Raw genomic sequence first — 26,534 nt, 5'->3', positions numbered from 1 at the left:
AGAATCCTCACCCGCCCCGGGCGTGACCCGGGGCGGGTGGTTCTGCACAGACGCGGAAAGCCCAAGAACTGTCTCGGTCTTTTCCCGACGGCTCAACCGATCTCGTTCAGCCGGTCCAATGCCGCTTGCAGCTTGCCATGCTCTTCCTCGCGCAAGGCGAGGTTTTCGCGGGCCTCGGCCACCACCTCGTCCGGCGCGCTTTCGACGAATTTCGGGTTGTTCAGACGTCCGCGCAAGCCGCCCAACTCCTTGTCGAGCTTGCTAATCGTCTTCTCCAACCGCGCCTTTTCCTCGCCCACGTCGATCACATCCGCCAGCGGCAGGCCAAAGCTCGCGCCCTCGGCAGGTACGGTGATGCAGCCCTTGGGGAAGGCGTCCACTTCGCTCAGGTCCTCGATCCGCGCAAGGCGCTTGATCATGGTCTCGTTGTTGGCCCATGCGGCGCGGCCGACATCGCTCAGCTCGGTCACGACCAGCGGCACGTAAAGCCCCACCGGCACCCGAACCTGCGCCCGGGCTGAGCGGATGCCGTCGATCAGGTCGATCACCCAGTTCATCTCGCGGTCGGCGCTTTCGTCAATGATCTCAGCGCCATAGGTGGGCCATTCCGCGTGGATCAGCATCTTTTGCCGGTCGCCCAAAGTGCCCCAAAGCTCTTCGGTGATAAAGGGCATGATCGGATGAAGCAGGATCAGACATTGGTCGATCACCCAGGCCATCGTGGCCTGCGTCTCGGCCTTGGTGGCGGCGTCCCCATCGAGCAGAAGCGGTTTGGAAAACTCCACATACCAGTCACACACCTTGCCCCAGACAAAGGCATAAAGCGCCGAGGCCGCGTCGTTGAAACGGTAGCCCGCCATCGCGGCATCAACGGCCTCGCGGACCTTGGCGGTCTCACCGATGATCCATTTGTTCACGGTGGCGGAGGGTTGGGGCAGGGTGCCATCGCTGCCCGTCGCGCCGTTCATCTCGGCAAAGCGCGCAGCGTTCCAGAGCTTGGTGCCGAAATTGCGGTAACCCTTGATCCGCTCCATATCGAGCTTCAGGACCCCGCCCAACGCGGCCATCGCTGCGGAGGAGAAGCGCAGCGCGTCGGCGCCGTATTCGTCAATGATATCAAGCGGATCCATGACGTTGCCGGTGGATTTCGACATCTTCTTGCCCTTGGCATCGCGGACAAGCCCGTGCAGGTAAACATCGTGGAAGGGGATGCGCTCGGTGACGGGTTTGGCCTCATCCAGCACCGCCAACTGCATCATCATCATCCGCGCGACCCAGAAGAACAGGATGTCCTGCCCGGTGACCAGCACCGAGGTGGGGAAGTATTTCTTGAGTTCCTCTGTCTCCTCGGGCCAGCCCAGTGTGCCGATAGGCCAGAGACCGGAGGAAAACCAGGTGTCAAGCACATCTGGGTCGCGATAGATTGGGGCAGCCATAATTTTTTGCGGGTCGCTCGCGGCCGCCTTCGCTTCCGTTTCATCAGCGAAGGCGCTTACCGTGATGCCGTAATGGGCTTGCGCTTTCTCGATAGCTTCAGCCTTGGTTGCGGCGCAAAATGAAGTAAGTTCACTGAAGTCGATCTCGAAATCGACATTGCCGTCAGCGTGTTCCTTGTAGTGAACTTTCGGTCCATACCAAACCGGGATCTGATGCCCCCACCAGAGCTGGCGCGAGATGCACCAGGGCTCGATGTTTTCCAGCCAGTGGTAATAGGTGCGCTCTCCGCTTTCGGGCAGGATTTTTACCGTGCCGTCCTTGACCGCTTCCAGCGCGGGACCGACGATTTTGTCCGTGTCGACAAACCACTGGTCGGTCAGCATCGGCTCGATCACCACCTTGGAGCGGTCGCCAAAGGGCTGCATGATCGGCTTGTTTTCGACCAGAGGCCGCGCATCGACGCTTTCACCGCCATCCGCATCGGTCACCGGGACAAGCTCCATCACCGCCAGCCCCTCGGAGGTGATCTGTTCGACAACCTTCTTGCGCGCCTCAAACCGGTCCAGCCCGCGTAGATCATCGGGGACGAGGTTGATTGTATCGGCCTCGGCCTCGCTCAATTCCCGCTCACCCTTGGCGACGGCCATCGCAATCTCGGCCATCTCGGCATAGGGCGTGCCGTCAGCGCGCATCGCGCCTTTCGTGTCCATCAACCGGTACATCGGGATGCCGCCGCGCTTGGCGACCTGGTAGTCGTTGAAATCATGCGCGCCGGTGATCTTGACCGCGCCCGAGCCGAAATCAGGGTCAGGATATTCATCGGTGATGATCGGGATCAGGCGGCGATGCTCCTTGGGGCCAACGGGAATTTCACAGAGTTTTCCGATGATTGGCGCATACCGTTCATCCGAGGGGTGGACCGCAACCGCACCGTCGCCCAGCATCGTTTCGGGCCTGGTCGTGGCGATGGAGATATAATCGCGCTCTTCTTCGAGCGTTACATTCCCGTCTTCATCCTTTTCGACATAGGTATAGGTGGCCCCACCGGCGAGCGGGTATTTGAAGTGCCACATATGGCCGGCAACCTCGATATTCTCGACCTCAAGGTCGGAAATCGCGGTTTCAAAATGCGGATCCCAATTCACGAGCCGCTTGCCGCGGTAAATCAGGCCCTTGTTGTACATTTCGACAAAGACCTTGATGACCGCATCGTGGAAATTGCCGCTGGCCACGTCGGCGGGCGCCCCGGGGGCGCCGGACATGGTGAAGGCCTCGCGCGACCAGTCACAGGAGGCGCCGAGGCGCTTGAGCTGACTGACGATCGTGCCACCGGATTCCGCTTTCCACTCCCAGATCTTCTGCGTGAAGGCCTCGCGCCCCATCTCTGCGCGGCTGGGCTGTTGTGTTTCCGCAAGGCGGCGTTCCACGACCATCTGCGTGGCGATGCCCGCATGATCGGTCCCCGGCTGCCAGAGCGTGTCGAAGCCGCGCATCCGGTGCCAGCGGATCAGGATATCCTGCAATGTGTTGTTGAACGCATGGCCCATGTGCAGCACGCCGGTCACGTTGGGCGGCGGGATCATGATCGAAAACGTCTCGGCCCCAGGTTTGGCATTGGCGCCTGCGGCAAAGGCGTCGGCCGCTTCCCAGGCCTTGTAGATGCGGTCTTCGGCCTCGGCCGCGTTGAAGGTTTTTTCCATCGCCATGGGGGCGCCTCGCGTCATAAATCTGTTGCCCGCACGTCTAGCGAAACGAGGGGGCAAGGGGAAGGTCGCGACGGTATTTTCTTGCGGCCCCGTGACAGGCGCGAAAATACGGCGCAGATTGTGGAGAGGCGAACGGAGGCAGGATGATGGACGGTGTTTCCCAATGGCACGTGACGGAGGCGGGCGCGGCCACGGCGGTGCATGTGGGTCAAGGTCCGCACCTGCTTGATATGCATGCGCCGGGTTATGTCTGGCTGCATGTGGATGTGGCGCAGGAGGGGGCACGAGGCTGGTTAGAAGAGGCGGGGCTTGACCCGCTGGTGCTGCGCGCGTTGCTGGCGCCCGAAACGCGGCCGCGCTGCACGGTGCACGGCGACGGGGTGTTGATGAACCTGCGTGGCGTCAACCTGAACCCCGGGGACGAGGTCGAGGACATGATCTCGCTCCGGATGTGGATCACCGAGAAGCTGGTCATGAGTGTTCAACTGCGGCAACTGCGGGCCGTGGCGGATGTGATGGCGGGGTTCGAGCGGGGGCAGGGCGCGGAACACCCCGCGGAACTGGTCGCGCGTCTGGCCTTGCGGCTCGCCGACCGGGCGGAGCCGGTGGTGGCGGAGTTGAACGAAAAGGTCGACGTGCTCGAAGATCAACTGATCGACGGAGGCGTGCCCGCATCGCGGTTCGATCTGGCCAATGTGCGGCGGGTGTCCATCATGCTCCGGCGGCACATGGCGCCGCAGCGGGACGCGCTCAGCACATTCGAGATCGAAGAGATGGCGTGGATCGCGCCGGAAGGCCGCGCGCGCCTGAGGGAGGCGACGGAGCGGATGACCCGCCTAGCCGAAGAACTGGACGCCATCCGCGATCGGGCGCAAGTGGTCCAGGATCAGATCATGGATGCCCGCGCGGAGACGATGAACCAGCAGATGTTGATCTTGTCGGTCGTTGCGGCAATTTTCCTGCCCCTTGGGCTCATCACCGGTTTGCTGGGCATCAATGTGGGCGGTGTGCCGGGGACGCAATATGGCGGATCTTTCTGGATCGTGACCCTGGCCTTGGCCATCATCGGCGGGTTGCTGTTCATATGGTTTCGCAGTTTGGGTTTGCTGGGCCGCAAATAACAACTCTGGCGCGATAAAATTTTAGAAAAAATATACTTTGGCGCGAATCTCTCCTTGCCATAAGGTCGAAAGAAGGGGGCGGTTTCAGTCCTGTCCTCCGGGGCCATTCGAGGCATATCGACATTTGTCTGCGGTGGTCTTGCAATCGAACACGGATCGCCGGTTTTCTTCCTGGCCGGCCGGATCCCGAAGCAGGTGCGTGCAGGGGCAAGCTGCGCGCACCTGCGCGGGTTTTTAGGCTCTAGCCAGCCCGTGACCAGATCTTGCGGCGCCGCTCCCGGATATGGCTGTCACCCTCGGTCGTGCCGTCATGGAAGGTGTTGAACCATTTATCCCAGGGCGTCTCCCAGGTGCCGTAGTTACAATCGAAGAACTTGTGGTGAAGCTGGTGAAAAAAGTCACCCAGGCCCAGCTTGGCGGATTTACCAAACTTGATGTTTTCAAACCCTGCATGCGATGTCGGGGCGCCAATCAGGTGATGAAATATCAAAAATAGAACATGTGTGGGGTGCGCGGGCAGAAGGAAGAAAATCATGGTGTCGAACATCAGTAAGAAGCTTTCGACCGGGTGCATGGCAAGCCCGGACCAGGGCCCGGTGTTGATGTTGCGGTGATGCCAGGCGTGAATACGGGTGTAAAGCGGGCCGACATGCAGGAGCCGGTGCAGCCAGTAGAAATGAAACCCGGCCCAGATCGGGATGAGCACGATCAGGAGCACGAACCAGACCGGGTTGGACGTGAGCGTGATCATACTGGCCCAACCGTTGGCATAGGCGTACCACATCAGGGCCTCCCAGAAGGTCGCGAAGGCAAGCGCCGGGCCAAGCGTCCAGAACATGTTGTCCCAGACCTGGTTCTTGAAGGTGAAGATCTTTGCACCCTTGACCATCGGTCGCATGTCATAGCGGTACTCGTCGGCCTGGGTTCGGTACTTCCAGAGCGCCAGGTGCAGCCCGCCCGCCACCACGAGCAGGATCACGAGGTTGCGCAGCCAGATATCGAAAATCCAATCGAGGCTGAGCGTGCGCGCCCGGTCAAGATCGGGCGTGAACCAGGTCCACACGGCGATTGCCGCGAGCAGAAAGAGAAACCGCTGCGCCACCGGGTTCCAACTGCGCAGGAGGTACCTGACCGAGGCCAGTGGCCTAAGCGGCCAGTCCCAATAGGGGGCGAGCCGAAGAGGCAGATCGGGCGTGTAATTCCAGGTCTTGCGCCCCTTGCGTTCAGGCACAACTCGAGTGTTCACGGACGGCTCCATGTCAAAAATCCCTGTCTGGTCAGTGCGTTACCGGCTGGCGGCAACCGTTTTGTCGGTGAGTGGCTTGCGCATCCCGGGCTGTATCACATCGGCGCTGTAGGGCTCCCGGGCAAAGACTTCTTCGACCATGGGTGCGAAGAAGTCGAGCGGCAGGTCATCGTAATCCGGGTCGAAACTCGCCTGGTCCCACCGTTCGCAGAATTCGGCGCAATCGTCGAAATAGGGGTTGTCCTTGTGGCGGTCGCGCTTGTGCTGGTCCGCGCCGTCAAGGTGATGGCCGTAATAGAGCATTTGGAAATCGCCATGGGTTTGCACGCACCAGGTGACCTGCTCCCGCACGAAGGGTTTGAGGATCGTCGCGGCATATTCGTCGTGGTTGTAGGGCGCATAGATATCGCCGATATCGTGCAGAAGCGCGCCGACGACCCAATCGGTGTCCGCCCCATCGCGCCAGGCCCGTGTTGCCGATTGCACGGAGTGGCCCAGGCGGGTGATCTGGTAGCCCGAAAGGCTTTCGTCCAGATCCACAAGCGCCTTCAGCAACCTTTGCGCGGTGTGTTTGGTATGGTCGATCTCATGGGCGGTGAGGAATTCATACTCTTCCTTGGTGCCGTCTTTCATCTGGGTAAAGCTGACTTTGTCCATTTAAGCGATCCCTTGTTTCTGCATGTTCCTATGGCCGCTAAAGAGCGCGCCGCTGTCAACCCCTTCTGAAAGGGCGTCCCTTTGGGCGGCGAGGATTTGATCGTAGAGCGTCAGGGAATGCGGCGCGAAATTTCCGGTCGGTGCGGCATAGTGAATGAAGTTGCCCTGCAGGTCGGCGCCGCGGGCCAGCATCGCGAAATCGCGCTTGGCGACCTGTTGCTGTGCGTTCGGATTGAGGTAGCGGATGGCAAAGCCCACGCGCCGGTCGTCCGAGCGGTTGGGACCCGAGCCGTGGATCGTCAGCCCGTGATGCAGCGACATCTGTCCCGGTTGCAACTCGATATGGGTCTTGTCTTCGTCGGCCACGTCCACGGCAATCTCCTGTCCGCGTGAGAGCAGATTGTTTTCCGAGAATGTGTCGTTGTGGGGCAGGATCGGGTTCTTGTGGCTGCCCCGGACGAAATCCATGCAGCCGCTTTCCACCGTGGCCGGTGAAAGGGCAATCCAGGCGGTGACTTGGTCCGAGGTCTCTCCCAGGCCCCAATAGGTGAGGTCCTGATGCATGCCGACCACATGGGTGGTGCGCGGTTCCTTGATGAAAAACTCCGCCGACCAGATCATCAGGTCGGGGCCAAGGATACCCTCGACCGCGTCCAGCACGCGCGGGTCGCTGGCCATCCGCGCCGCCAGGGGGAGCACGCAATGGGCATTGGTGCGCTTGTACATGTTGAGCGGATGCGGCAGGTCGGCCTCGCGCCAGTCGCGCTCGATCTCTTCCAACTCGGAGCGGTATGATTGGGCCTCATCCGAGCCAAAAACGTCCAGGGGAAAGAGGTATCCGTCGCGCCAATATTGGCTGATCTCGCCCTCGGACAAGCGACCGTCGATGAGAGATTGAGGTTTCGGCACCTTGGGCGCTCCTTGGTTTGATCTTTGGGCAGGCTACTCGTTGCGGTCGAAAAAGCAGAACGATAGTGCTGGACGCTAAGGCTAAGTTGAGCTTAGCCTTGCGGCATGTCGGTCAATCTTCCCTCGCTCAACTGGTTACGTGTGTTCGAAGCTGCCGCCCGATGCGAGAGTTTCGCGCGGGCGGCGGTGCAGCTCAACATGTCACCTGCCGCCGTGTCGCAGCAGGTCAGGGCGCTTGAAGAGCGGTTGGGCGTGGCGCTTTTCGACCGTCACGCCCATGCGGTCAGCCTGACGGCGGTGGGGCGGGCGTATCTGCCGTCGGTGCAGCAGGCGCTTCTCACGCTGGAGAATGCGACCGAGGGGCTTTTTGGGGCGGCTCGGGCGCAACAGCTTTTCGTGCAATCGGTCCTGATTTTCGCGCAAGGGCTGCTGTCGCGGGGATATGAGGATTTCACCTCTGCCCACCCGGACATCAACATGACCCTGACCACCGCCAACCTGCCTTTCGAGTTCGCCCGGGGGTTTACGGATCTGCAGATCATCTTTGGCAGCCCGCAGGCTTATGGTGCGGAAGGCGACAAGCTTCTGGGCGAGAAACTCTATCCCGTGGCATTGCCGGAGGTCGTGGCGGGGATTGACGGCCCCGCCGATCTGATGCGGCACCGGTTGATCGAGGTGGCGACGCATCGCGCCGGGTGGCCGCATGTGTTCGACAGTCTCGGGATTTTGCCGGGCCAGGCGCGGTACTTCTATGCCGACAGCACGATGATGGCGATGGCGCTGGCTTCTGAGGGGGCCGGGATCGCCCTGGCGCGGGCGCCTGCCAGCGACAAGGCGATGCGGGAGGCGGGGCTTGTTCCATGTCTGCCCGGCGTGTCGGTATGGGGGCGCGAGGCGTATCACCTGGTCTATCCCGACCGCGCGGCGCTCCGCCCGCCGGCTCGGGTGTTTCGCGACTGGCTGCTGGATTGGTGCGAAAGGCAGAGGTTGTCAGATTGAGTGCGCGTGCCGCGCACGCCGGATATCTCGTCGTCCGTCTCCGACGTCCTCCTCGGGGCGCGTCGGTCTGATGTCGCGCGCCTTCAGGGGCCGCGGTCGAGTTTGGTGGAGAGGTGGATCAGGCTTTCGGAGCGGTTGACGCCTTTCGCCTCACCGATGCGGTCGAGGGTTTCATCCAGTGCCTCGGTGGTTGTGGCCTCAAGCGAGACGATCAGGTCGAAACGGCCGGACGTGGTGTGGACACGCCGGACCTCGGTGAGTGATTTGAGGCGTGCGAGGATCGCCGGGGCGCTGCGGGGTTCGATGCTGACCAGGACGGTGGCGCGCAGGGGCGGACGGGCGGTCTGCCCCAGGCGGAGGCTGTAGCCGAGGATGACGCCCGTGGTTTCGAGCCGGTCAAGCCGGGCCTGCACCGTGGTGCGGGCGAGGCCGAGTTTGCGTGCGAGGGTGGCCACCGGTGTGCGAGCGTTTTCCCCCAGAAGTGAGAGCAGTGCGAGATCGGTTTCGTCAGTTTGCATATCTTGTTCGTCATTTTGTTAAGTATTTCAGTCATAATATATAAAATGACACGTGAAATCGACGGTGAATCCCGGAACGATGGGAAAAAAGACGTTATGAGGCACTGCGATGCATAATTCTCCGAACTGGCCCGACCCCCGGGCGCATCTCCTGCGGCATCTGCCGGATGCGGCGTTGGTCTATTTCTGTCCGGCGGTTTTGCAGGCGACGGCGCGGCGGTTCCAGGACGGGTTTGACGGTCTCGTGACCTATGCGGTCAAGGCCAATGCCGGGGAGGAAGTGCTGGCCAATCTCGTGGCAGCGGGTATCCGCGCCTTTGACGTGGCAAGCCCGCGGGAGATGTATGCGGTGCGCTCGGTCTGTCCCGATGCGGTGCTTCATTATCACAATCCGGTGCGGTCGCAGGAGGAGATTTCCGTGGCCGTGGCCCTGGGGATCATGTCCTATTCCGTTGATTGCGAACGGGAGTTGAAGAAGCTTTCGCAGGTGCCCGCCGGAGCGGAGATCTCGGTGCGGCTTGCCTTGCCGGTTGCGGGTGCCGCCTATGATTTCGGGGAGAAATTCGGCGTTGGACCCGCGCGTGCGGCGGCTTTGCTGCGCCAGGTTGTGGACAAGGGTTTCGTGCCGTCGGTCACGTTCCATCCGGGGACGCAATGTGCCGATCCGGCGGCATGGGGCAGCTATATCAAGGTTGTGGCCGAGATGGCCCGTGAGGCCGGGGTGCGCCTCGCGCGGCTGAACGTAGGCGGCGGATTTGCCGCGCATCGGACCGGGGCCGCGCCCGACCTTGAGGCGATTTTCGATCACATCCGGGCCGAGGTGGATGCATGTTTCGGGGATGAGGCGCCCGCGCTTGTCTGTGAGCCGGGGCGAGCGATGGTGGCGGATGCCTTCACGTTGGCCGCCCGGGTCAAGGCGCTGCGCGCTGATGGCTCGCTTTTCCTCAATGATGGCATCTATGGCGGGCTGTTCGAGATGCGCGATATCTGCTGCACCGACCGGGTACGGGTGCTTGGTGCCGGGGGACAATGGCGCGACGGTGCGGCGCAACCGCGGGTCGTCTTCGGCCCGACATGCGACAGCATCGACCGGCTGCCGGATCCGCTCCCGCTGCCGTCGGATATCGAAGAGGGGGATTACGTGCTCTTTGCCGGGATGGGCGCTTATTCGCGGTCATTGACGACGCAGTTCAATGGCTACGGGCTCGGGGCGCCGGTTACGGTTGCCGCCCTCTGACGCGGTGGTGCCGTTGTCACGATCTGTTGACCGGGTCGGGCGATGGCTCCTGATCTGATCCGAAATTCAACGACACGCAACGGATCGGCCGGTTTGGTGGATCTTTCCTTGAATGGCGGTTTTGGTCGCCGTCCCAGCACATAGTCATCTGATATAAAACATGAATTTTGGGGCGGGTTGCTGGCCTGTAAGGTCGCGTGCTGTCACAGTAACCCGGCCTTCACGAAAACGCGGCAAGATGGCTCTGCTTGTCCGCGATCAGCGCCTCCGATGCCGTCAGGCTTTGCCGAACGTGAATTTGGCGACTAGGTTGAGGGGGCGGGGCCGGATGGCGGCCCGGCAGTATAAGAAAAACAGGTGTCGGCCACCGAGGAACTGGCGGGCATCCGGTGGAGAAGAAAGGTAAGGCAAAGGCATGTCCTGGCGCACTTGGACAAAGACGGTTTTCGAGTTTCTGCGGCCCGGACTGCGCCGCGGGCAAACCGGATACGCCAGGGCGCGGGGGCAGGTGACCCATGTGCTGATCCTGGATGGGACGATGTCGTCCCTGACGCCGGGATGTGAAAGCAACGCGGGGCTGACCTATCGGCTTTTGTCTGAGGTCAGTGGGCCGGATTTGTCTGTTTATTATGAAGCGGGGTTGCAGTGGCAGGATTGGCGGGCGACACCGGATGTGATGGTGGGGCGGGGCATCAACCGGCAGATCCGGCGCGCCTATGGGTATCTGGCCAGCCGGTACAAGGCCGGTGACCGGATTTTCCTTTTGGGATATTCACGGGGCGCCTACGCGGTCAGGTCGCTTGCTGGCCTGATAGACACGGTCGGTCTTCTGCGCGATGAACACGCCACCGAGCGTAACATCATGACGGCGTACCGGCATTATCAATGCACCCCCGGCAGCCCGGTCGCCCGGGATTTTGCCGACGAATTCTGCCATCCGGATACGCCGATCGAGATGGTAGGTGTCTGGGACACGGTCAAGGCGCTTGGGTTGCGTCTGCCGATCCTCTGGCGTTGGGCGGAAGCGGCCCATTCGTTCCATTCGCACAGGTTGGGCCCGTCGGTGCGTCATGGCTATCATGCGCTGGCGCTTGACGAGACGCGGGCGGTCTATGCGCCCGTGATGTGGGAAAGCCCTCCGGATCATTCCGGTAAGGTCGAACAGGTCTGGTTTCGGGGAAGCCACGGGGATATCGGCGGTCAGTTGAGCGGATACCACGCAGCGCGGCCGTTGGCGAATGTGCCGTTGCAATGGATGTTGGAGCGGGCCGAGCTTTGTGGTCTGCCCTTGCCGGAGGGGTGGCGGGGCCGTTTCCCGATGGATGCCCATGCGCCGTCGGTTGGCACCTGGCAGGGATGGAGCAAGATCTTCTTGTTGAGAACTGCGCGTAAGGTCGGAGAGGATCCGAGTGAACGGTTGCACGACACCGTTACCGACCGGGGTTTGGAGGAAGTTCTGCACCAGCAGATCGGGTGAGATATGGTGTGCGTCGCGCGCTCCCTTTTTGCGCCGCCCACCCGCCCGCCCCGTCGCAAAAAGGGAGCGGGTCCAGCCATTTAGCCAGCGTTAGGTGCCTTCATGATAAGGCAGGTGGTCGTGCCTGTGGCATAAAGACGGTTGTCTTCGATACCGCGGATTTCGCCGCTGGCCACGGATGTGGTGCGCCCGGCGTGATCGACCGAACCGATGGTCCGAACGGGAGTGCCAACCGGGATCGCGCGGGTGATGTTTATCTTGTATTCGAGGGTGGTGTAGATTGCCCCCTGCGGCACCTTGGTCATGACGGCGCAGGCCATCGCACTGTCGAGGATGGTGCCGTACCAGCCGCCATGCACGCCGCGCATGGGGTTCAGGGCGCCGAATTCGGGCGTGCCTTCGAAGGTGGCGCTGCCATCCTCAACATCGGTGAGTTGAAACCCCAGGTTTCGGGCGATGGGCGGTGCGGCGAGTTCACCTGCCAGGATGGCGCGCATGAACTCGAGGCCTGATCGTGACCCGAGGTCCGATGCGCTGGGCAGATCCTCCAAAGCGTCCACGAATTTCATGCGATGCCTCCTTTGCCCGCCCTGACCTTTTGTTTGGCAGGGCGGCGGAGGCGGATCAAGCGCAATCCCGTGTCAGGCGACGTGGCGCAGGGAGACTTCGGGGACCACACCGAGGGCGTGGCAGATGTCGCGCGTGAGTTCGGGGCGGTTCAGAGTATAGAAATGCAGGTCTTCGACACCGCCATCCATCAGTTTGCTGCACAGCTCGGTCGCGAGGGCCGTGGCCAGCAAATCATGGCGATCATCGCGAATGGCCTTGTCGAAGAGATCATCCATCCATGCAGGGACGTTGGCACCGCAGGCCAGCGAAAACCGCCGCGCATTCTGCCAGTTTTCGATCGGCAGGATGCCGGGGATGATTGGCGCGTCGATCCCGGCCTTCACGCAGGCATCGCGGAAGCGGAAGAACGTATCGGCCTCGAAGAAGAACTGCGTGATCGCCTCCGAGGCGCCGGCGTCGATCTTGCGTTTGAGCCAGTCGATATCGGCCTTCTGATCCGCGGCCTCGGGATGCTTTTCCGGATAGGCACCGACACGCAGGGTGAACTTGCCGGTCTCTGCGAGGGCCGCGATCAGCTCGCAACTGTCGTTGAAGCCATCGGGGTGTGGCCGGAAGGCGCCGCTGCCCTTGGGCGGATCGCCGCGCAGGGCCACGATTTCAGTCACGCCGGCGGCGGCGAAATCATTTGCTATCGCGAGGGTCTCTGACCGGCTGGCATCGACGCAGGTCAGATGTGCCGCGACGTTGAGGCCGGAACTGCTGTGCAGCGTGCGGACCGCGTCGCGGGTCAACTCCCGCGTGGTACCTCCTGCGCCGTAGGTGACCGAGACGAAGCGGGGCGCAAGCGGGGCGAGTGATTGTACCGTGTCCCAAAGGCGGAAGGACCCTTCGAGAGATTTTGGCGGGAAGAATTCGAACGAGATGTTGGGCGCGGGCATGGCAACAATCCTGACAGAGTGAATTGTCCTCTTGTTGCAGGTCGGCTGTTGTGAGACAATTTCATAATATTCACGAACAAGATGAGGTTTGTTCAATTTATGCATATCGAGTTTCGGCACCTCAAGACGATCCGGGCCATTCATCGCGCGGGCGGGCTGGCGCGTGCGGCGGAGATCCTGCACATCACGCAATCGGCGTTGAGCCATCAGATCAAGGGGTTGGAGGATCAGGCCGGTGTTGAGCTTTTCGTGCGCCGGTCGAAGCCTTTGAAGCTCTCGGCGGCGGGGCATCGGCTGTTGCGTCTTGCCGAGAAGGTCTTGCCGGAAATCGAAGCCCTGGAAGCCGAGTTCGAAGGGGTGCGCGAGGGCAGCGCGGGGCGGATGCATATCGCGATCGAATGCCATGCTTGTTTCGAATGGCTGTTTCCGGTGCTGGAGCGGTTTCGCAAGACCTGGGCGGATGTGGATGTGGATATCCGGCCGGGCCTTGCCTTTGACGCCTTGCCCGCCCTGCAGAAGGAAGAGGTCGATCTGGTTGTATCGTCGGATCCCGAGGACCTGCCGGGTGTGATTTTCAAACCGCTGTTCGATTACGAGCCGGTTTTCGTGGCATCGAGCCAGCATCCGCTGGCCGCGAAGGAATTCGTGGTGGCAGAGGATTTCCGCGACGAGATGCTGATCACCTATCCGGTGGATCGCTCACGCCTCGACGTGTTCACCGAATTGCTGACGCCCGCGAAAGTGGAGCCGCGCGGGATCAGGCAGGTGGAACTGACGGCGGTGATCCTGCTTCTGGTGGCGTCCAACCGCGGGGTGGCGGTCTTGCCCGATTGGGTGATCCGCGAGGTGCGCACGAGCACGGATTATGTCACGCGGAAGGTGACGGAAAAGGGGCTGACCAAGCGGCTTTACGCGGCGATCCGCGAAGAGGATGCGGACAAGCCCTATATGGCGCATCTGATCCGGCTGGCCCGGGAGATTCCGGTGAGATTGCAGCGCGCCGGTCAGGGTTGATTTGTTGTCAGGTTGAGTGCGCGTGCCGCGCACGCCGGATATCTCGTCGGCGGCCTCCGGCCTTCTCCTCGGGCCGCGTGTGGCGCGCGCCTGTCTTATCTCTGATGTTGGGGGCAACTGTCGCTGTTGACCCCCTTGGCAAGCTGGCTTTCGGGGCGTATACGCGCGGCCTGAACCTTGAGGAGCGATGGTCATGGCCCTTAGTGCCAATCTGAATGTTATGCTGAGAGCGGCGCGGAAAGCGGGCCGCGCGCTTGCCAAGGATTTCCGCGAGGTCGAGAACCTCCAGGTGAGCATGAAGGGCGCGGGCGATTTCGTGAGCCGCGCCGATATCGCCGCCGAGCAGATCATCAAATCCGAGCTGATGAATGCGCGCCCGACCTATGGTTGGCTGGGCGAGGAGGGCGGCGGTGAAGAGGGCAAGGACCCGACGCGCCGCTGGATCGTCGACCCGCTCGATGGGACCACGAATTTCCTGCACGGGCTACCGCATTGGGCCGTGTCGATTGCCCTTGAAAATAAGGGCCAGGTGGTGGCCGGGGTGATTTATGACCCCACGAAGGACGAGGCATTTTTCGCCGAGAAGGGCGAAGGGGCCTGGATGAACGAGAGCCGGTTGCGCGTCTCGGGGCGGGACAAGATGATCGAGGCGCTTTTTGCCACTGGTCTGCCCTTCGGCGGGCGCGCCGATCTGCCCGAGACGTTGCAGGACCTGGCACGGTTGATGCCCACCTGTGCGGGGGTCCGGCGGTTTGGCTCCGCAGCTCTGGACCTGGCCTATGTCGCGGCCGGGCGGTTTGACGGGTTCTGGGAGCGGCGGTTGAACGCCTGGGACCTGGCCGCGGGTGTCATCATCCTGCGCGAGGCGGGCGCGCTGGTCGAGCCGCTGCGCGAAGGTGGTGATATTCTCGAGGATGGCGAGATCATCTGCGCCAACGAGGCGATCTTCGACAAGTTTGCCAAGGTGATCCGCGACACCTGATGCGATGGCGAGAGAACCGTTTCTGGTCGCCTCTCTAACGCTCTAGGCATCCGACGGGTGGTTCACGCCATCATCCCAGGGCATGGGTTCGAAATCCGCCGGGTTGATCCCTTCGATCGTGCCCAGGTTCACGCCGAACTCGTTCGGGTTTGACCGGCGCTGATGGTGTGTATAGATCCCGCAGATTTTGCAGAAATAATGCTGCGCCGTGCCGGTGTTCCAGGTGTAGAGCGCGAGCTTGTCCGCGCCGCGCACGACCTCGAGATTGGCCAGGGGCACACTGACCGTCGGTGCGGCCCTGCGGCGACAGAAACTGCAATCGCAACGGTGCGGATTCTCGATCCCGTCGGGTAGGGTCAGGCGGAGCTCGACCGCGCCGCAATGGCAGGTGGATTTGGTGATCTGGGTCATCGTCGCCTCACGGTTGGAATGCGGGTGCGGCCAATCTGGTATTCGGCCTCGGGGTGGGGCGGGTGGCCGTCTGTCCGCGCCCAGAAGCGCGGCCCGCCGAGGCGCAGAAACAAGGGCAGGCTCAGGAGGCTGCCGATGACGAACCCGCCCGCATGGGCCCAATAGGCGACGCCGCCGGCCGCCGGATCCGCCCCGACGCCGTTGAATAGTTGCAGCCCGAACCAGACGCCGAGCATGATCCAGGCGGGGATCGGCAGGATGCGAAAGAAGATCACCAAGAAGAGGAAAATATCGACCTTTGCCTTGGGATAGAGCAGCAGGTAGCTGCCCATGACACCGGCGATGGCGCCCGAGGCGCCCACCGTCGGCACCAGCGATCCCGGTGCGGAGAGGACATGCACAAGGCCCGCGCCGATGCCGGCGGCAAGATAGAAGAGAAGAAACGGCAGATGGCCCATTTCGTCTTCGATATTGTCGCCGAAAATCCATAAAAACAGCATGTTACCGCCAAGGTGCATCAACCCGCCATGCAGGAACATCGACGTGAAGAGGCCGCCATAATCGCCGGTCTGGGTGACCTGTCGCGGGATCATGGCCCAATCGTTGAAGAAGGCGTTGATGGCGCGGGCGTCGCTGAACAGGTGCCAATAGCTGATGAAGACGACGACGTTGATCGCAATCAGCGCGTAGGTGACATAAGGGGTGCGCCCCGACGGATTATGGTCACGGATGGGTAACATCGGGGCCACCGTGGCGGCCCCGACCGTTGGCGTCAAGAGATGCTTTACGACGCGCCGCCAAGCAGGGCCGCGTTCCCGCCCGCCGCCGTGGTGTCGACGCAGACATGGCGTTCGTGCAGCACATGACCGGTGTCCGGCAGCCCGGTGATGAGCGGCAGGATTGGCCCATTGCGCTTGGAAAGCGCGCGGGCGTAGTCGCGGGCGGAGGCCTCGTCTCCCCACCAGATTGCGCCGGACACATCATCGAGCGCGGTCAGCGCATCGGCGGCGAGCGACCCTGTGGCCTGCACCGCGATCCCGCCCAGATCGGTGACCGCCTTGGCCTGCGCCGCCGCCGCATCGGCGCCCGGACCCAGGCAAAGGATCGGATCACGGGCATGGGCGGTCAGGCGGTTCGATTCGCCGGTAGGGCCGGGCAGGACATGGGCCGCATGGATCGCGGGGTCCGTCTGCCGTGCCGCCGAGAGTACCGATTGGGCGTCTTTTGTGGCCATCTCGGCGGACCAGTTCGCTCCCGCCATCGGCGCTTTGGTGGCCGAGAAACGGGCGAGGTAGTTCGGGCCGCCCGCCTTGGGGCCGGTGCCGGAAAGGCCCTCACCGCCGAAGGGTTGGCTGCCGACGATGGCGCCGATCTGGTTGCGGTTGACATAGAGGTTGCCGGCATTCACCCGTTCGGTCACATGTTGCACCCGGTCGTCGATCCGGGTCATCAGACCGAAGGTCAGGCCATAGCCGGTGGCGTTGATCGTGTCGATCACGCCGTCCAACTCTTCCGAGCCAAAGGTGGCCAGGTGCAGGACCGGGCCAAAGATCTCCCGCTCGAGCTTGTCGATCCCATCGACCCGGATCAGCGTAGGCGCGATATAGGTGCCCGAGTTCGGCGTCTTGAGCTCATGCATCAAGCGGCCCTCGGCGCGGGCTTGCTGGATATGATCGGCGATGCCCTTGCGCGCGGCTTCGTCGATAACAGGACCGCAATCGGTGGCGACAGACCACGGATCGCCGATCACCAGCGCATCCATCGCGCCTTTGAGCATCTTGATGAAAGGCTCGGCAATATCCTCCTGCACGTAAAGGCAGCGCAGGGCCGAACACCTTTGCCCGGCGGATTGGAAGGCGGATTCGACGATCGCGCCAACGGCTTGCTCGGGCAGGGCGGTTGAATCGACGATCATCGCGTTCAGCCCGCCGGTTTCCGCGATCAGCGGCGCGCCGGGGGCGAGGTTTTCCGCCATGGCGCTGCGGATTTTCATGGCCGTCGCGGTGGAGCCGGTGAAGGCCACGCCGCCGACGCGGGCGTCCGAGGTCAGTGCCGCGCCCACATCGCCGCCGCCGGGCAGGAGTTGCAGGACGGTGTCCGGAACCCCCGCCTTGTGCATCAGCGACACCGCGAAATGCGCGATGAGCGGGGTTTGTTCGGCGGGTTTCGACAGCACCGCATTGCCCGAGGCGAGGGCGGCGGCCATTTGGCCGGTGAAAATCGCCAGCGGGAAGTTCCACGGCGCGATGCAGGTAAAGACGCCCACGGGCGGGGTCGCAGGCGCGTTGGCCGCGTAATAGCGCAGGAAATCAACCGCTTCGCGCAGTTCGGCCACTTCGTCGATCCAGATCTTGCCGGCCTCGCGCGACAGGAGCGAGAAGAGCTCTCCGAAGTTTTCTTCGTAGAGGTCCGCGACCTTGTTCAGCACGCGCGCGCGCTCTTCAACGCCGGCCTCCCACGGCGCGGCGTTGTCCAGCGCGGTTTCGATATCCGCCGGGCTGGTGTTGGACACGTGGCCCACCACGTCCGCCGGGTTGGCCGGGTTGATAACTGGCTTGGCGTCCAGCGGCTTTGCCTTTCCGGCAAGGATCGGGCCGGAGGTCCATTGATGGTTGGCAAAGGGCGCACGGGCGCCTTCGATCAGGTCGAGCGTGGGTTGGTGTTTGAGGTCGAACCCCTTGGAATTAGGCCGTTCCGGCTGGAACAGCTCCGGCCCGGTGGGCAGATGCGGGGCCGGGTCGCCGAGGGCCTCAAACGGGTCGCGGGCCACCACTTCCGGCGCCACATCCTCGTCCACGATCTGGTTCACGAAGCTGGAGTTCGCCCCGTTTTCCAAAAGGCGGCGCACGAGATAGGCCAAGAGGTCGCGATGCGCACCCACGGGGGCATAAATCCGGCAACGGGTGCCCTCGGATTGCAGAACGATGTCATGCAACGCTTCACCCATGCCATGCAAACGCTGGAATTCAAACGTTTTCTTGTCGGTCGCCATGTCGAGAATGGCGGCAACCGTGTGGGCGTTATGGGTGGCGAATTGCGGATAAATCCGGTCCGTCATGCCGAGGAGTTTGCGGGCATTGGCGATATAGCTGACATCGGTTGCGGCCTTCTTGGTGAAGACCGGAAAGCCATCGATGCCTTCGACCTGCGCCAGCTTGATCTCGGTATCCCAATAGGCGCCCTTGACCAGGCGCACCATGATCCGGCGATCAAGCCGCACCGCCAGATCGTGCAGATAGTCGAGCACATGGCCCGCGCGTTGCCCGAAAGCCTGCACGACGACGCCGAACCCGTCCCATCCGGCGAGCGCAGGCTCAGCCAGAACGGTTTCGATCACATCGAGTGAAAGAGACAGGCGATCGGCCTCTTCGGCGTCGATATTGAGCCCCATACGCGCGGATTTCGCCAGAAGCGCCAGCGAGCGCAGGCGCGGCACCAGGATCTCCATGACCTGCTCGCGTTGTGCCACCTCATAGCGGGGATGAAGCGCCGAAAGCTTGACCGAGATGCCCGGATTGTCGCGGATATCCGCCTTGTCGCAGGCCTGCGCGATCGCGGTGATCGCCCGCGAATAGGCGAGGTGATAGCGCGTGGCGTCCGCGTCCGTGCGCGCGGCCTCGCCCAGCATGTCATAGGAGTAGGAATAACCTTTCTTCTCCATCCCCGCGGCGCGTTCCATCGCGCCCTGGATGGTCTCACCCAGCACGAATTGCCGACCCATTTCCTTCATCGCCCGGGCCACGGCGGTGCGGATCACCGGCTCCCCCAGACGTTTGATCGCGCCACGCAGGTGGCCGACGGGGCCGGTCTTGTCTTCTTTCAGGACCTTCCCGGTCAGCATCAAGGCCCAGGTCGAGGCGTTGACCAGCGATGAGGTGGAGTGCCCCATGTGCTTGCCCCAGTCCGAGGGCGCGATCTTGTCTTCGATCAGCGCGTCGATGGTTTCCGCATCCGGCACGCGCAACAGGGCTTCGGCCAGGCACATCAGGGCCACGCCTTCATCGGTGGAAAGGCCGTACTCGGCGAGGAACACCTCCATCAGGCCCGGGCTCGATTGTCCGCGGATGTCGCGAACGAGCTGCGCGCCGCGCGCCGAAATGCGGGCGCGATCCTCGGGCGACAAATCGGCCTCGGCCACCAGGCGGGCGAGCGTCTCGGCCTCATCTGCATATGTGGCGTGGTCGATCTTACTGCGGATATCGGTATCGTATGGCATGATGCACCCCCATTTGGCGAATTGGGCTATCGTATCATGGTTACATGAGTTATTTTTCCTGAATTGGTGGATTATGCAGGTCGTTTTGGCTACCTGAAGGGAAAAAAGATATGCAAAGTGGAAAGACGGAACTTGACGGGTTTGACCGGGCCATCCTGCGGGTGCTGTCCGGGGATGGTCGAATCAGCATCACCGATCTCGCGCGTGAAATCGGCTTGTCGAAATCCCCGACCCAGGCGCGGCTCAGGCGGTTGGAGAAGGAGGGGGTGATCACCGGCTATTCCGCGCTTTTCGACCCGATCCGCCTTGGCATGGACCATGTCAGTTTTGTCGAGGTGCGCCTTAACGATACGCGAGAAAAGGCGCTTGCGGATTTCAACGCGGCGGTGGCCAAGATCCCCGAGATCGAGCAGGTGCATATGATCGCGGCCAATTTCGACTACCTGATGAAAATCCGCACCCAGAACATGAGCGATTACCGGCGGGTATTGGGCGAGCATATCTCGTCACTGCCGCATGTCGCACATACCTCCACCTATGTCGCGATGCAGGCGGTCAAGGAGAGTGTTGTCCCGGATGTGATTTGACCTGTGCGGTTGGCGCGCCATTATCGGGTCATGAAATACGCGATCCTTGCCCTTCTTGTTGCTGGCCCCGCCCTTGCCGAAACCTGCCCCGATGCGCCTGACCACAGCGACGCATTGAACGACCTGATCCAATCCGCGCAACAGGCGCCGGATCAGGCGACCGGCCTGCAGATATCGAACGACATGTGGCAATATTGGGCGGATGCGCCGGATGACTACGCGCAGGAATTGCTCGATGAGGGGATGAGTCGGCGTGCGTCCTACGACTATGACGGCGCGATGGTCGCGCTCGATGCGTTGGTCACCTACTGCCCGAACTATGCCGAAGGGTATAATCAGCGCGCCTTCGTGAATTTCCTGCGACAGGATTTTGCCGCCGCCCTGCCGGACCTGAACCGTGCTATCGCCCTTTCACCGCGGCATGTGGCGGCGCTTGCCGGGCGGGCGCTGACGCTTGTGGGGCTGGAGCGAAAGGCCGAAGCGGCGCTGAGCCTGCGGGCCGCGCTGGCGCTAAACCCGTGGCTGTCCGAGCGCGCACTGCTGCCCTCGCTTGAGAGCGGCGAGCAGGAGTTGTGATCGCCCCTCGGGCGGTTTGACCCTTAGCGGAGCGGACGGTCGGGAAGGTCTGCGACGGCGCAGCACCTCATAAAGCGGTTCCATAAATGCCCGCGTTTTTCCAAAGCACGTTGTCATCGGCGCGCGGCGGCGATAGGTAATCTATCAAGCCTGCAACGAGGCCCGACACGTCATCCGCGGGCGTGATGGAATGGTAGACATATCAGACTTAAAATCTGAAGGCCGAATGGCCGTGTGGGTTCGAGTCCCACCGCCCGCACCAAGCTTATAGCTCCCAACGAAGACTGTTCAGACCTTCGTAGAAAACGTCTCCAATGTCTTTGTCTGATCGTGGTTCGATATCTAGCCTAACCATTTCATCCTCAATTAAAGTGCGAATATGAAATGGACTGTTGCCGAAGTAGGTGTATTGGCGGTCCTCACACCGAACTCTTACAATCGAGTAGGGTAACGGACCGCCTATTCTATCTAGGGATGGCTTCTGTTTTGAGTCCGCCAGTATTTCGTGGCTTTGCGAGACCACGAAGGGATCTTGCGGGTCAAGATTTGTCAAATCGGTGTAAGAAACGATTGATCCACCTTCGATCCCATACGATGCAAAGAAACCTGTTATTGCAAGATCTTCTCGAGGTGCCACCTTGGACGTGATGGCTTCGATCACACAGAAACTTTCTCGGACGAAACCAGTTGGTCCGAACGAAATCAGATCGGCGCAGCCACCATAATCTAAATGACCCTGAACAGGTGAGTTCCTTTCAATGTCAAGCATGCTTGCTATGGCGGCAAGAGCCCAGTAAACGGCGTTGGTGATTTCGCTTGTTTGAGGGTTATGAAGGTCAAACCCGAACGAACTCTCGCTGCTAATCTCGATTAGGTCTTCCCAGCCGGAACCACCGCCGACTAGTTCAACAGATTGTGAAAGACTGGTGCCATATAACCAGTAGCCAAATTCGCGGATCGCCTCGCCGTCAAAAACAGTCAGCATAATTTGTACGCTAGCCAAGGTTTTCGGATCAAGCCGCCCAATGACGGCGTTGAACTCCTCTTGTGTCCGAGGGTTGTGAGCTATCAACGCCCTGCAAGCATGCCGCGCCAGTTCAACATCGCCCGCCCAAAAAATGCACCTATCATTGAGCACTACACATTTACTCATCACTCGGCGCAGTCTGGACTTAAATTTTTTCCCATCCAAACCATAAAGTGTAGGTATGGAAGAAGGTGGGAAATGCTCGATCCGATTTGTCGTGATTGCACCATCTGTGAAGGCAGCCCAGGATGGTGGATTGAACATCTTGATCTGTGAGAAAACGGTCAAATCTAACTCCTGATCGAAGGCGGCGCCCGGCCTGAAGCCAAAGATGGCCGCCACAGCTTACATCTTCTTACATCCGCCGCTCCCCAACATGATTATGTCTGGAATTCTCTAGTGTCACATGACAAATATCTGCAAGATCAGTGATCTGCTTAGTTGTTAGGGACGTCGACAGTGGGTAGTTTTTCAATCATTGACGTTAGGAAATGTATATCAATCAATATGTTAATAATGATGCGCCAGATTTGAGTTCCGGTGTTGCAATATCCGGGGGGGTCAAATCCCACCACCCGCGTCATCGTAAATAGAAGTTACTTTGCGGCAATGTGGTTGAATGCTGCCCGGGCTCATCCCCGTTCCGAATTTCTGCTGTCGCTTGATTTTGACAAATTGCAAGGTCTGTGTAGAGCTATGAGCCAGCCACCCTGAGATCGAGGCCGGGTGGTGCCGGGGCGGGTCACGCACATGACCTGCACCGCAAAGCGACGACGAGGCGTGGTGATTTTAAGGTGAGCAGACAATCCCGACCAGTCAGAGCCGCAGTCCTTTCCCTGCCGCCCCGGTTTTGCGGTTTGGCGGATGGCACCGCCCCCAAACAGCATCTGCATGCGGGGCAGGGCGCGTGAAGTACCGCGCCGAAATTGACGGTTTGCGCGCGGTTGCTGTCCTGCCGGTCATCTTCTTCCACGCGGGTTTTGCGCCTTTTGCCGGCGGGTTCGTCGGCGTTGACGTGTTTTTTGTCATCAGCGGCTATCTCATCACCAGCCTGATCGCCGAGGAACTGAAAACTGGGAGTTTCAGCCTTGCCGGGTTCTATGACCGTCGCGCCCGCCGAATTCTGCCCGCGCTTTTCTTTGTCGTGCTCTGCTGCATTCCCGTCGCCTGGTTCATCCTGCTGCCCAAGGACCTGACCGAGTTTCTCCACAGTGTCATGGCCGTGGGCATGTTTGCCTCGAACATCCTCTTTTGGCTGCAAAGCGGGTATTTCGACACGGCGGCCGAGTTGAAACCGCTCTTGCATACCTGGAGCCTGGCGGTTGAAGAGCAGTTTTACATCATCTTTCCGCTCCTCCTGATGGCGCTCTGGCGGTTTGGCCTGAGGCCGCTGATCGCGGTGTTGGCGGTGCTTTTCTTCATCAGCCTGTCCTTGGCGGAATGGGGCGCGCTTGCCTATCCGTCGGCGACGTTTTTCCTGCTGCATGCGCGTGGATGGGAGTTGCTGATCGGCGCTTTTGCCGCCCTTTACCTGCAGGGGCGCGGGGGGATCCGGGCGGGACGGGTCGGGGATGGGCTTGCCGCCGCCGGGTTGCTCGCCATCGCCGCCGCGGTGGTTCTCTTCGATGGAAGAACGCCCTTCCCGGGTCTTTATGCGCTGGTGCCGACGGTGGGCACGGCCCTCGTCATCCTCTTTGCCGCGCCGGGGACGCTCACGCATCGCCTGTTGAGCTTGCGGGCCTGCGTCGGAATTGGCCTGATTTCCTACAGCATGTACCTCTGGCACCAGCCGCTGTTCGTCTTCTCGCGCTATCTCTTCGGATTGCCGCAGGGATCATACCTGTTTCTGGCGCTGACCGTACTCACCTTGCTGCTGGCCTGGATCACCTGGCGTTTTATCGAGCGGCCATTTCGCAAGAAGCATTTCCGCGTCCGCACTGTACTTATCACCGCCGCTGCGGCGAGTATCGGCATCTTGACCCTTGGGGTGAACCTGCCGAAGCAGATACGTCCGGCCTTTGACGCATTGGACCTGCAGACCCAATGGCAGGGCTGGACAAAATGTTACCCCTTTGGCACCCGCGAAGAGGCCGGCGGCAGATGTTCGATCCTGGATGATAATGCGGCGCCGACGTCGGCCATCATCGGCGACAGCCACGCCCAACATCTGGCATTCGGTATCCGTGAGGTCTTTGCCGACACAACCGAAAACCCGATCATCTTCGTCAGTGGCGGGTGTTTTCCGGTTGTCACCAAAGGCCGGGAAATTGACGGGTTCATGCAGTGCGCGCAGGATTTCATAGACAAATCAATCGCATACGCTATCGAAGATCAGGGGATCAAACAGGTTGTCCTGAGTGGCTACGGGGTGTGGGAATTGCTGCGCCGACGGGCGCATGAGCCGGAACATCTCGACCCCGCAGAGATCGAGCAGAGGCAGGCATTGCTGCTTGAGGGGCTGCAGGAGACCGTTGGCAGGCTCCTGGCCTCCGGCAAGCAGGTGTTGCTGATCTCCGATAACCCGGAAATGATCCACAGTCCCGTCCATTGCAGCACAAGGGCGGCGGGTTGGTTTGGGAAATGTCCCCTTCGCCTGGCTCGTGAGGATGTTGATCGCAGCTTGCGGGAAATGGATCAGATCATCGAAAAGCTCAAGCTCTCTCACCCCGAGCTGCATGTTCATGACCCGAGGGCGGTCTTTTGCGATGCGGAATTCTGTTATTCGGGGACGGCGGCACAAAGCTGGTATCGCGATCATGATCACCTGACCCCGGCAGGGGCCGTGCGGCTTGTCGAAGACGCAGTGGGCCGGCCGGAATAGGCACCGTTCCTGCTTATCGAATTTGACACTCTTCGTTGAGGAAATCCGGCAATTTGCGAGCGGTGACGGCGGCTTCGCGAATGAGGTGGTCGAAATGCGCGGTCAGGACCTGCACCCGTTCGGTATCGCGAAAGGCCATGTAATTGCGCCCGATATAGACCACGGCCAGTAGCGGCCCGAAGATCGTGACCGGGGCGGAAAAAACGCGGCGCGCATCGAAAAGGTAGAGCCGTAGCCGAGGATAGAGCTGCTGCGCGACGTCCAGAAGGTGCTCGATCTGACCCCGGCGAATGTCAGCATCGAGACCGCGGTAATAGCCCTCGCCGCGGGCGAAACTCGTCAGCGCATACATCGGCAGGGCAATTTCATAATCGGATTGCGCCCCGCGCATCCATTCCAACCGGTCCTCGGACGCGCCGATGACCTGATCTGTCGAGCGGCCCAGATGGGGCGCGTATTCCCATTCAAGCATCGCGCGGGTTTTGAGCATATCCGGAAGGCCGGCAGGGACATGGCGGATCTTGTACCCGGCGGCCTCCTTGTGCCACTGGAAAATCTGCTCATCGACAAGCGCTCGGGGTGCTTCGGTCAGGGACATGGAGTTGGCGACGATGTCGGCGGCTGTCTCGGGGCGGTCCGTCAACCCCAGGAGCCAATCGGCCGAGACACCAAGCGCCGCGGCGCATTCCGCCACGACCTGCGCATTGGGCAGGCGGGCGCCCTGGCTTTTGAGCAGTTGCGATATGGTCGAACGGTCCACCCCCACACGGCGGGCCAATGCGCTTTGCGTGACGTCGCGGTCGCGCATGGCATCCCCCAGCCGGGACCGAAACAGGAGAGCGCGCAGCCGTTTGTCTGCTTTTTCCATCATATGGTGATTTTTATCATCAATGCAGAGGAATGTTAACTAGAAACGGAATCCCCTCCTGTCATTTTCTGTCGTAACAAATTCGTGAAGGGAAGATTTGGGGAATTCATGGAGACGAGACAGCGCACCCTGGTGAAGGCGGTGGCCTGGAACCTGTTGGGACTGGTGATGATGAGCCTTGTGGGCCTTGTCATGACCGGATCGGCCACAATGGGCGGGGCGATCGCGGTCATCAACACGGTGATCGGGCTGAGTTGCTATTTCGTCTACGAGCGTTTCTGGGCGCATGTTCGGTGGGGGCGGTCCCATGACTAGGGCGCCGGCAAAGGTTGAATGGCCCACGCTGGCCCTGCTGATAGCCTGCTATGCAGGATGGGGTGTGTCGGTCTTCTGGCTGGCGGCGATCTGGCTGCCGCTCGGGGTGGCCACGGCGACGATTTTCATCGCGCTGCATTCGTCGCTGACCCACGAAATGATCCATGGCCATCCGTTCCGCAACGAGCGGATCAATGAGGGGATCGGGTTTCCTTGCCTCGGGCTCCTGGTGCCCTATCGCCGGTTCCGTGACCTGCACCTGGCCCATCACCAGGACAGCAATCTTACCGACCCGTATGATGACCCCGAATCCAACTATCTCGACCCCGAAACCTGGGCGCGTCAGCCGCGATGGGTGCAGCGCCTCCTGATGTTCAACAACACGCTTCTGGGGCGCATGTCGATTGGCCCGGCCATCGGGTTTGCCGCCTTTCTGCGCGCCGATCTCAGGGCGATGCGCGCGGGCGACGGAGACGTAACACGCGCCTGGCTGTTGCAGGTCCCGTCCGTCCTGGTGGTGCTGTGGGTGGTCTGGCTGTCGCCGATGCCATTATGGGCGTATCTCGTGGCGGCCTATTTCGGCTATGGCATCATCAAGATCCGCACTTTTCTCGAACACCGCGCCCATGAGAAATGCAGTGGCCGCACAGCGATTGTCGAAGATCGCGGACCGCTGAGCTTTCTCTTTCTGAACAATAACCTGCATGTCGTTCATCACATGCACCCCAAGGTGGCCTGGTACGATCTGCCCGCGCTCTACCGCTCCGACCGGGACAAGTACATCCGCCGCAACGACAGCTATATCTATCGCTCCTACGGGCAGATTTTCCGCCAGTATTTCTGGCGCGCCAAGGACCCGGTGCCGCATCCGCTCTGGCGCAAGCGGTAAATCCCGGGCATGA

General features: G+C 61.3%; 23 protein-coding genes and 1 tRNA gene. 12 read left to right on the top strand and 12 right to left on the bottom strand.

The features are described from left to right. Positions 1–92 precede the first annotated feature (92 nt). Positions 93–3,143 carry a valine--tRNA ligase gene (locus RBB29_RS12750; RefSeq protein WP_306116477.1) on the bottom strand — a complete coding sequence of 1,017 codons (3,051 nt, stop codon included), beginning with the start codon at positions 3,141–3,143 and terminating at the stop codon, positions 93–95. Positions 3,144–3,286: 143 nt separating this feature from the next. Here RBB29_RS12750 and RBB29_RS12745 point away from each other — a divergent pair, with 143 nt between their 5' ends. Then, a complete protein-coding gene (locus RBB29_RS12745) occupies positions 3,287–4,264 on the top strand; it encodes a zinc transporter ZntB (RefSeq protein WP_306121162.1) in 978 nt (325 codons plus the stop codon). Between the two features lie 241 nt (positions 4,265–4,505). Here the strand turns inward: RBB29_RS12745 and RBB29_RS12740 are convergent, their stop codons facing one another. From RBB29_RS12740 to RBB29_RS12730, 3 genes are read right to left on the bottom strand one after another with little or no spacing between them, the layout of a single operon-like run. Further along, the gene (locus RBB29_RS12740) at positions 4,506–5,510 is read right to left on the bottom strand and encodes a sterol desaturase family protein (protein ID WP_306116479.1); all 1,005 of its coding nucleotides are present in this window, start codon (positions 5,508–5,510) and stop codon (positions 4,506–4,508) included. 39 nt (positions 5,511–5,549) lie between these two features. Further along, positions 5,550–6,167, bottom strand: a complete 618-nt coding sequence (locus RBB29_RS12735) for an HD domain-containing protein (RefSeq protein WP_306116480.1) — start codon at positions 6,165–6,167, stop codon at positions 5,550–5,552. Continuing rightward, positions 6,168–7,076, bottom strand: a complete 909-nt coding sequence (locus RBB29_RS12730) for a phytanoyl-CoA dioxygenase family protein (RefSeq protein ID WP_306116481.1) — start codon at positions 7,074–7,076, stop codon at positions 6,168–6,170. It lies immediately after the preceding gene. A 105-nt stretch (positions 7,077–7,181) separates the two neighbouring features. Here RBB29_RS12730 and RBB29_RS12725 point away from each other — a divergent pair, with 105 nt between their 5' ends. Next, on the top strand, positions 7,182–8,075 hold the full coding sequence (locus tag RBB29_RS12725; protein ID WP_306116482.1) for a LysR family transcriptional regulator: 894 nt from the start codon (positions 7,182–7,184) through the stop codon (positions 8,073–8,075). 83 nt (positions 8,076–8,158) lie between these two features. On the opposite strand, the gene RBB29_RS12720 is transcribed toward RBB29_RS12725, so the two are convergent. After that, positions 8,159–8,593, bottom strand: a complete 435-nt coding sequence (locus RBB29_RS12720; protein ID WP_306116483.1) for an Lrp/AsnC family transcriptional regulator — start codon at positions 8,591–8,593, stop codon at positions 8,159–8,161. Positions 8,594–8,702: 109 nt separating this feature from the next. On the opposite strand from RBB29_RS12720, the gene RBB29_RS12715 reads away from it, so the two are divergent. Then, on the top strand, positions 8,703–9,830 hold the full coding sequence (locus RBB29_RS12715; protein WP_306116484.1) for a type III PLP-dependent enzyme: 1,128 nt from the start codon (positions 8,703–8,705) through the stop codon (positions 9,828–9,830). 415 nt (positions 9,831–10,245) lie between these two features. Continuing rightward, positions 10,246–11,307 (top strand): DUF2235 domain-containing protein, encoded by a 1,062-nt coding sequence (locus RBB29_RS12710; RefSeq protein ID WP_306116485.1) that lies wholly within the window; start codon positions 10,246–10,248, stop codon positions 11,305–11,307. A gap of 80 nt (positions 11,308–11,387) precedes the next feature. Here the strand turns inward: RBB29_RS12710 and RBB29_RS12705 are convergent, their stop codons facing one another. Beyond that, positions 11,388–11,876 (bottom strand): PaaI family thioesterase, encoded by a 489-nt coding sequence (locus RBB29_RS12705; protein ID WP_306117092.1) that lies wholly within the window; start codon positions 11,874–11,876, stop codon positions 11,388–11,390. 72 nt (positions 11,877–11,948) lie between these two features. Further along, entirely contained in the window at positions 11,949–12,815 is an 867-nt protein-coding gene (gene metF, locus RBB29_RS12700; RefSeq protein ID WP_306117091.1) for a methylenetetrahydrofolate reductase [NAD(P)H], read from the bottom strand. Between the two features lie 99 nt (positions 12,816–12,914). On the opposite strand from metF, the gene RBB29_RS12695 reads away from it, so the two are divergent. Both RBB29_RS12695 and RBB29_RS12690 read left to right on the top strand, forming a co-directional pair. Beyond that, positions 12,915–13,829 (top strand): LysR family transcriptional regulator, encoded by a 915-nt coding sequence (locus RBB29_RS12695; protein WP_306117093.1) that lies wholly within the window; start codon positions 12,915–12,917, stop codon positions 13,827–13,829. Between the two features lie 193 nt (positions 13,830–14,022). Further along, on the top strand, positions 14,023–14,811 hold the full coding sequence (locus RBB29_RS12690; RefSeq protein WP_306117090.1) for an inositol monophosphatase family protein: 789 nt from the start codon (positions 14,023–14,025) through the stop codon (positions 14,809–14,811). Between the two features lie 42 nt (positions 14,812–14,853). Here RBB29_RS12690 and RBB29_RS12685 read toward each other — a convergent pair whose 3' ends face one another. Genes RBB29_RS12685 through putA form a run of 3 tightly spaced genes read right to left on the bottom strand, consistent with a single transcriptional unit; the run spans position 14,854 to position 19,438 of the window. Next, entirely contained in the window at positions 14,854–15,222 is a 369-nt protein-coding gene (locus RBB29_RS12685; RefSeq protein WP_306117089.1) for a GFA family protein, read from the bottom strand. Then, positions 15,219–15,962 (bottom strand): rhomboid family intramembrane serine protease, encoded by a 744-nt coding sequence (locus RBB29_RS12680; protein WP_306117088.1) that lies wholly within the window; start codon positions 15,960–15,962, stop codon positions 15,219–15,221. Before RBB29_RS12680 ends, RBB29_RS12685 begins: the two co-directional genes overlap by 4 nt. A 44-nt stretch (positions 15,963–16,006) precedes the next feature. Then, a complete protein-coding gene (gene putA, locus RBB29_RS12675) occupies positions 16,007–19,438 on the bottom strand; it encodes a bifunctional proline dehydrogenase/L-glutamate gamma-semialdehyde dehydrogenase PutA (protein WP_306117087.1) in 3,432 nt (1,143 codons plus the stop codon). A 110-nt stretch (positions 19,439–19,548) separates the two neighbouring features. On the opposite strand from putA, the gene RBB29_RS12670 reads away from it, so the two are divergent. The 3 genes from RBB29_RS12670 to RBB29_RS12660 all read left to right on the top strand — a co-directional run bounded on the left by RBB29_RS12670 (position 19,549) and on the right by RBB29_RS12660 (position 20,863). Further along, complete coding sequence (locus tag RBB29_RS12670) at positions 19,549–20,025, top strand: Lrp/AsnC family transcriptional regulator (RefSeq protein ID WP_306117086.1); 477 nt, start codon at positions 19,549–19,551, stop codon at positions 20,023–20,025. 30 nt (positions 20,026–20,055) lie between these two features. Then, entirely contained in the window at positions 20,056–20,601 is a 546-nt protein-coding gene (locus RBB29_RS12665) for a hypothetical protein (protein ID WP_306117085.1), read from the top strand. Between the two features lie 176 nt (positions 20,602–20,777). Next, a tRNA-Leu gene (locus RBB29_RS12660) sits at positions 20,778–20,863 on the top strand. Positions 20,864–20,866: 3 nt separating this feature from the next. On the opposite strand, the gene RBB29_RS12655 is transcribed toward RBB29_RS12660, so the two are convergent. Then, positions 20,867–21,970: a hypothetical protein gene (locus RBB29_RS12655; protein WP_306117084.1), complete on the bottom strand. Its 1,104-nt coding sequence runs from the start codon at positions 21,968–21,970 to the stop codon at positions 20,867–20,869. 565 nt (positions 21,971–22,535) lie between these two features. Between RBB29_RS12655 and RBB29_RS12650 the strand changes: the two genes are divergently transcribed. Further along, complete coding sequence (locus RBB29_RS12650; protein ID WP_306121161.1) at positions 22,536–24,449, top strand: acyltransferase family protein; 1,914 nt, start codon at positions 22,536–22,538, stop codon at positions 24,447–24,449. Between the two features lie 13 nt (positions 24,450–24,462). On the opposite strand, the gene RBB29_RS12645 is transcribed toward RBB29_RS12650, so the two are convergent. Beyond that, positions 24,463–25,320, bottom strand: a complete 858-nt coding sequence (locus RBB29_RS12645; protein ID WP_306117047.1) for a helix-turn-helix domain-containing protein — start codon at positions 25,318–25,320, stop codon at positions 24,463–24,465. 105 nt (positions 25,321–25,425) lie between these two features. On the opposite strand from RBB29_RS12645, the gene RBB29_RS12640 reads away from it, so the two are divergent. Together RBB29_RS12640 and RBB29_RS12635 are read left to right on the top strand one after the other, a co-directional pair. Then, the gene (locus RBB29_RS12640; protein WP_306117048.1) at positions 25,426–25,632 is read left to right on the top strand and encodes a DUF2061 domain-containing protein; all 207 of its coding nucleotides are present in this window, start codon (positions 25,426–25,428) and stop codon (positions 25,630–25,632) included. Continuing rightward, complete coding sequence (locus RBB29_RS12635; RefSeq protein WP_306117049.1) at positions 25,625–26,521, top strand: fatty acid desaturase; 897 nt, start codon at positions 25,625–25,627, stop codon at positions 26,519–26,521. Before RBB29_RS12640 ends, RBB29_RS12635 begins: the two co-directional genes overlap by 8 nt. Positions 26,522–26,534 lie beyond the last annotated feature (13 nt).

The sequence above is a fragment of the Roseovarius sp. MMSF_3359 genome (assembly GCF_030733385.1).
In the GTDB taxonomy this organism is placed as follows: domain Bacteria; phylum Pseudomonadota; class Alphaproteobacteria; order Rhodobacterales; family Rhodobacteraceae; genus Roseovarius.
The sequence above is the reverse complement of the archived record's forward strand: the minus strand, read 5'-3'. Positions and strand labels throughout refer to the sequence as shown.

Coding starts and splice junctions, on each gene's coding strand:
- RBB29_RS12750 (WP_306116477.1), bottom strand. CDS start 3,143: ATGGCGATGGAAAAAACCTTCAACGCGGCCGAGGCCGAAGACCGCATC.
- RBB29_RS12745 (WP_306121162.1), top strand. CDS start 3,287: ATGATGGACGGTGTTTCCCAATGGCACGTGACGGAGGCGGGCGCGGCC.
- RBB29_RS12735 (WP_306116480.1), bottom strand. CDS start 6,167: ATGGACAAAGTCAGCTTTACCCAGATGAAAGACGGCACCAAGGAAGAG.
- RBB29_RS12725 (WP_306116482.1), top strand. CDS start 7,182: ATGTCGGTCAATCTTCCCTCGCTCAACTGGTTACGTGTGTTCGAAGCT.
- RBB29_RS12720 (WP_306116483.1), bottom strand. CDS start 8,593: ATGCAAACTGACGAAACCGATCTCGCACTGCTCTCACTTCTGGGGGAA.
- RBB29_RS12715 (WP_306116484.1), top strand. CDS start 8,703: ATGCATAATTCTCCGAACTGGCCCGACCCCCGGGCGCATCTCCTGCGG.
- RBB29_RS12710 (WP_306116485.1), top strand. CDS start 10,246: ATGTCCTGGCGCACTTGGACAAAGACGGTTTTCGAGTTTCTGCGGCCC.
- RBB29_RS12705 (WP_306117092.1), bottom strand. CDS start 11,876: ATGAAATTCGTGGACGCTTTGGAGGATCTGCCCAGCGCATCGGACCTC.
- metF (WP_306117091.1), bottom strand. CDS start 12,815: ATGCCCGCGCCCAACATCTCGTTCGAATTCTTCCCGCCAAAATCTCTC.
- RBB29_RS12695 (WP_306117093.1), top strand. CDS start 12,915: ATGCATATCGAGTTTCGGCACCTCAAGACGATCCGGGCCATTCATCGC.
- RBB29_RS12690 (WP_306117090.1), top strand. CDS start 14,023: ATGGCCCTTAGTGCCAATCTGAATGTTATGCTGAGAGCGGCGCGGAAA.
- RBB29_RS12685 (WP_306117089.1), bottom strand. CDS start 15,222: ATGACCCAGATCACCAAATCCACCTGCCATTGCGGCGCGGTCGAGCTC.
- RBB29_RS12680 (WP_306117088.1), bottom strand. CDS start 15,962: ATGTTACCCATCCGTGACCATAATCCGTCGGGGCGCACCCCTTATGTC.
- putA (WP_306117087.1), bottom strand. CDS start 19,438: ATGCCATACGATACCGATATCCGCAGTAAGATCGACCACGCCACATAT.
- RBB29_RS12670 (WP_306117086.1), top strand. CDS start 19,549: ATGCAAAGTGGAAAGACGGAACTTGACGGGTTTGACCGGGCCATCCTG.
- RBB29_RS12665 (WP_306117085.1), top strand. CDS start 20,056: ATGAAATACGCGATCCTTGCCCTTCTTGTTGCTGGCCCCGCCCTTGCC.
- RBB29_RS12645 (WP_306117047.1), bottom strand. CDS start 25,320: ATGATGGAAAAAGCAGACAAACGGCTGCGCGCTCTCCTGTTTCGGTCC.
- RBB29_RS12640 (WP_306117048.1), top strand. CDS start 25,426: ATGGAGACGAGACAGCGCACCCTGGTGAAGGCGGTGGCCTGGAACCTG.
- RBB29_RS12635 (WP_306117049.1), top strand. CDS start 25,625: ATGACTAGGGCGCCGGCAAAGGTTGAATGGCCCACGCTGGCCCTGCTG.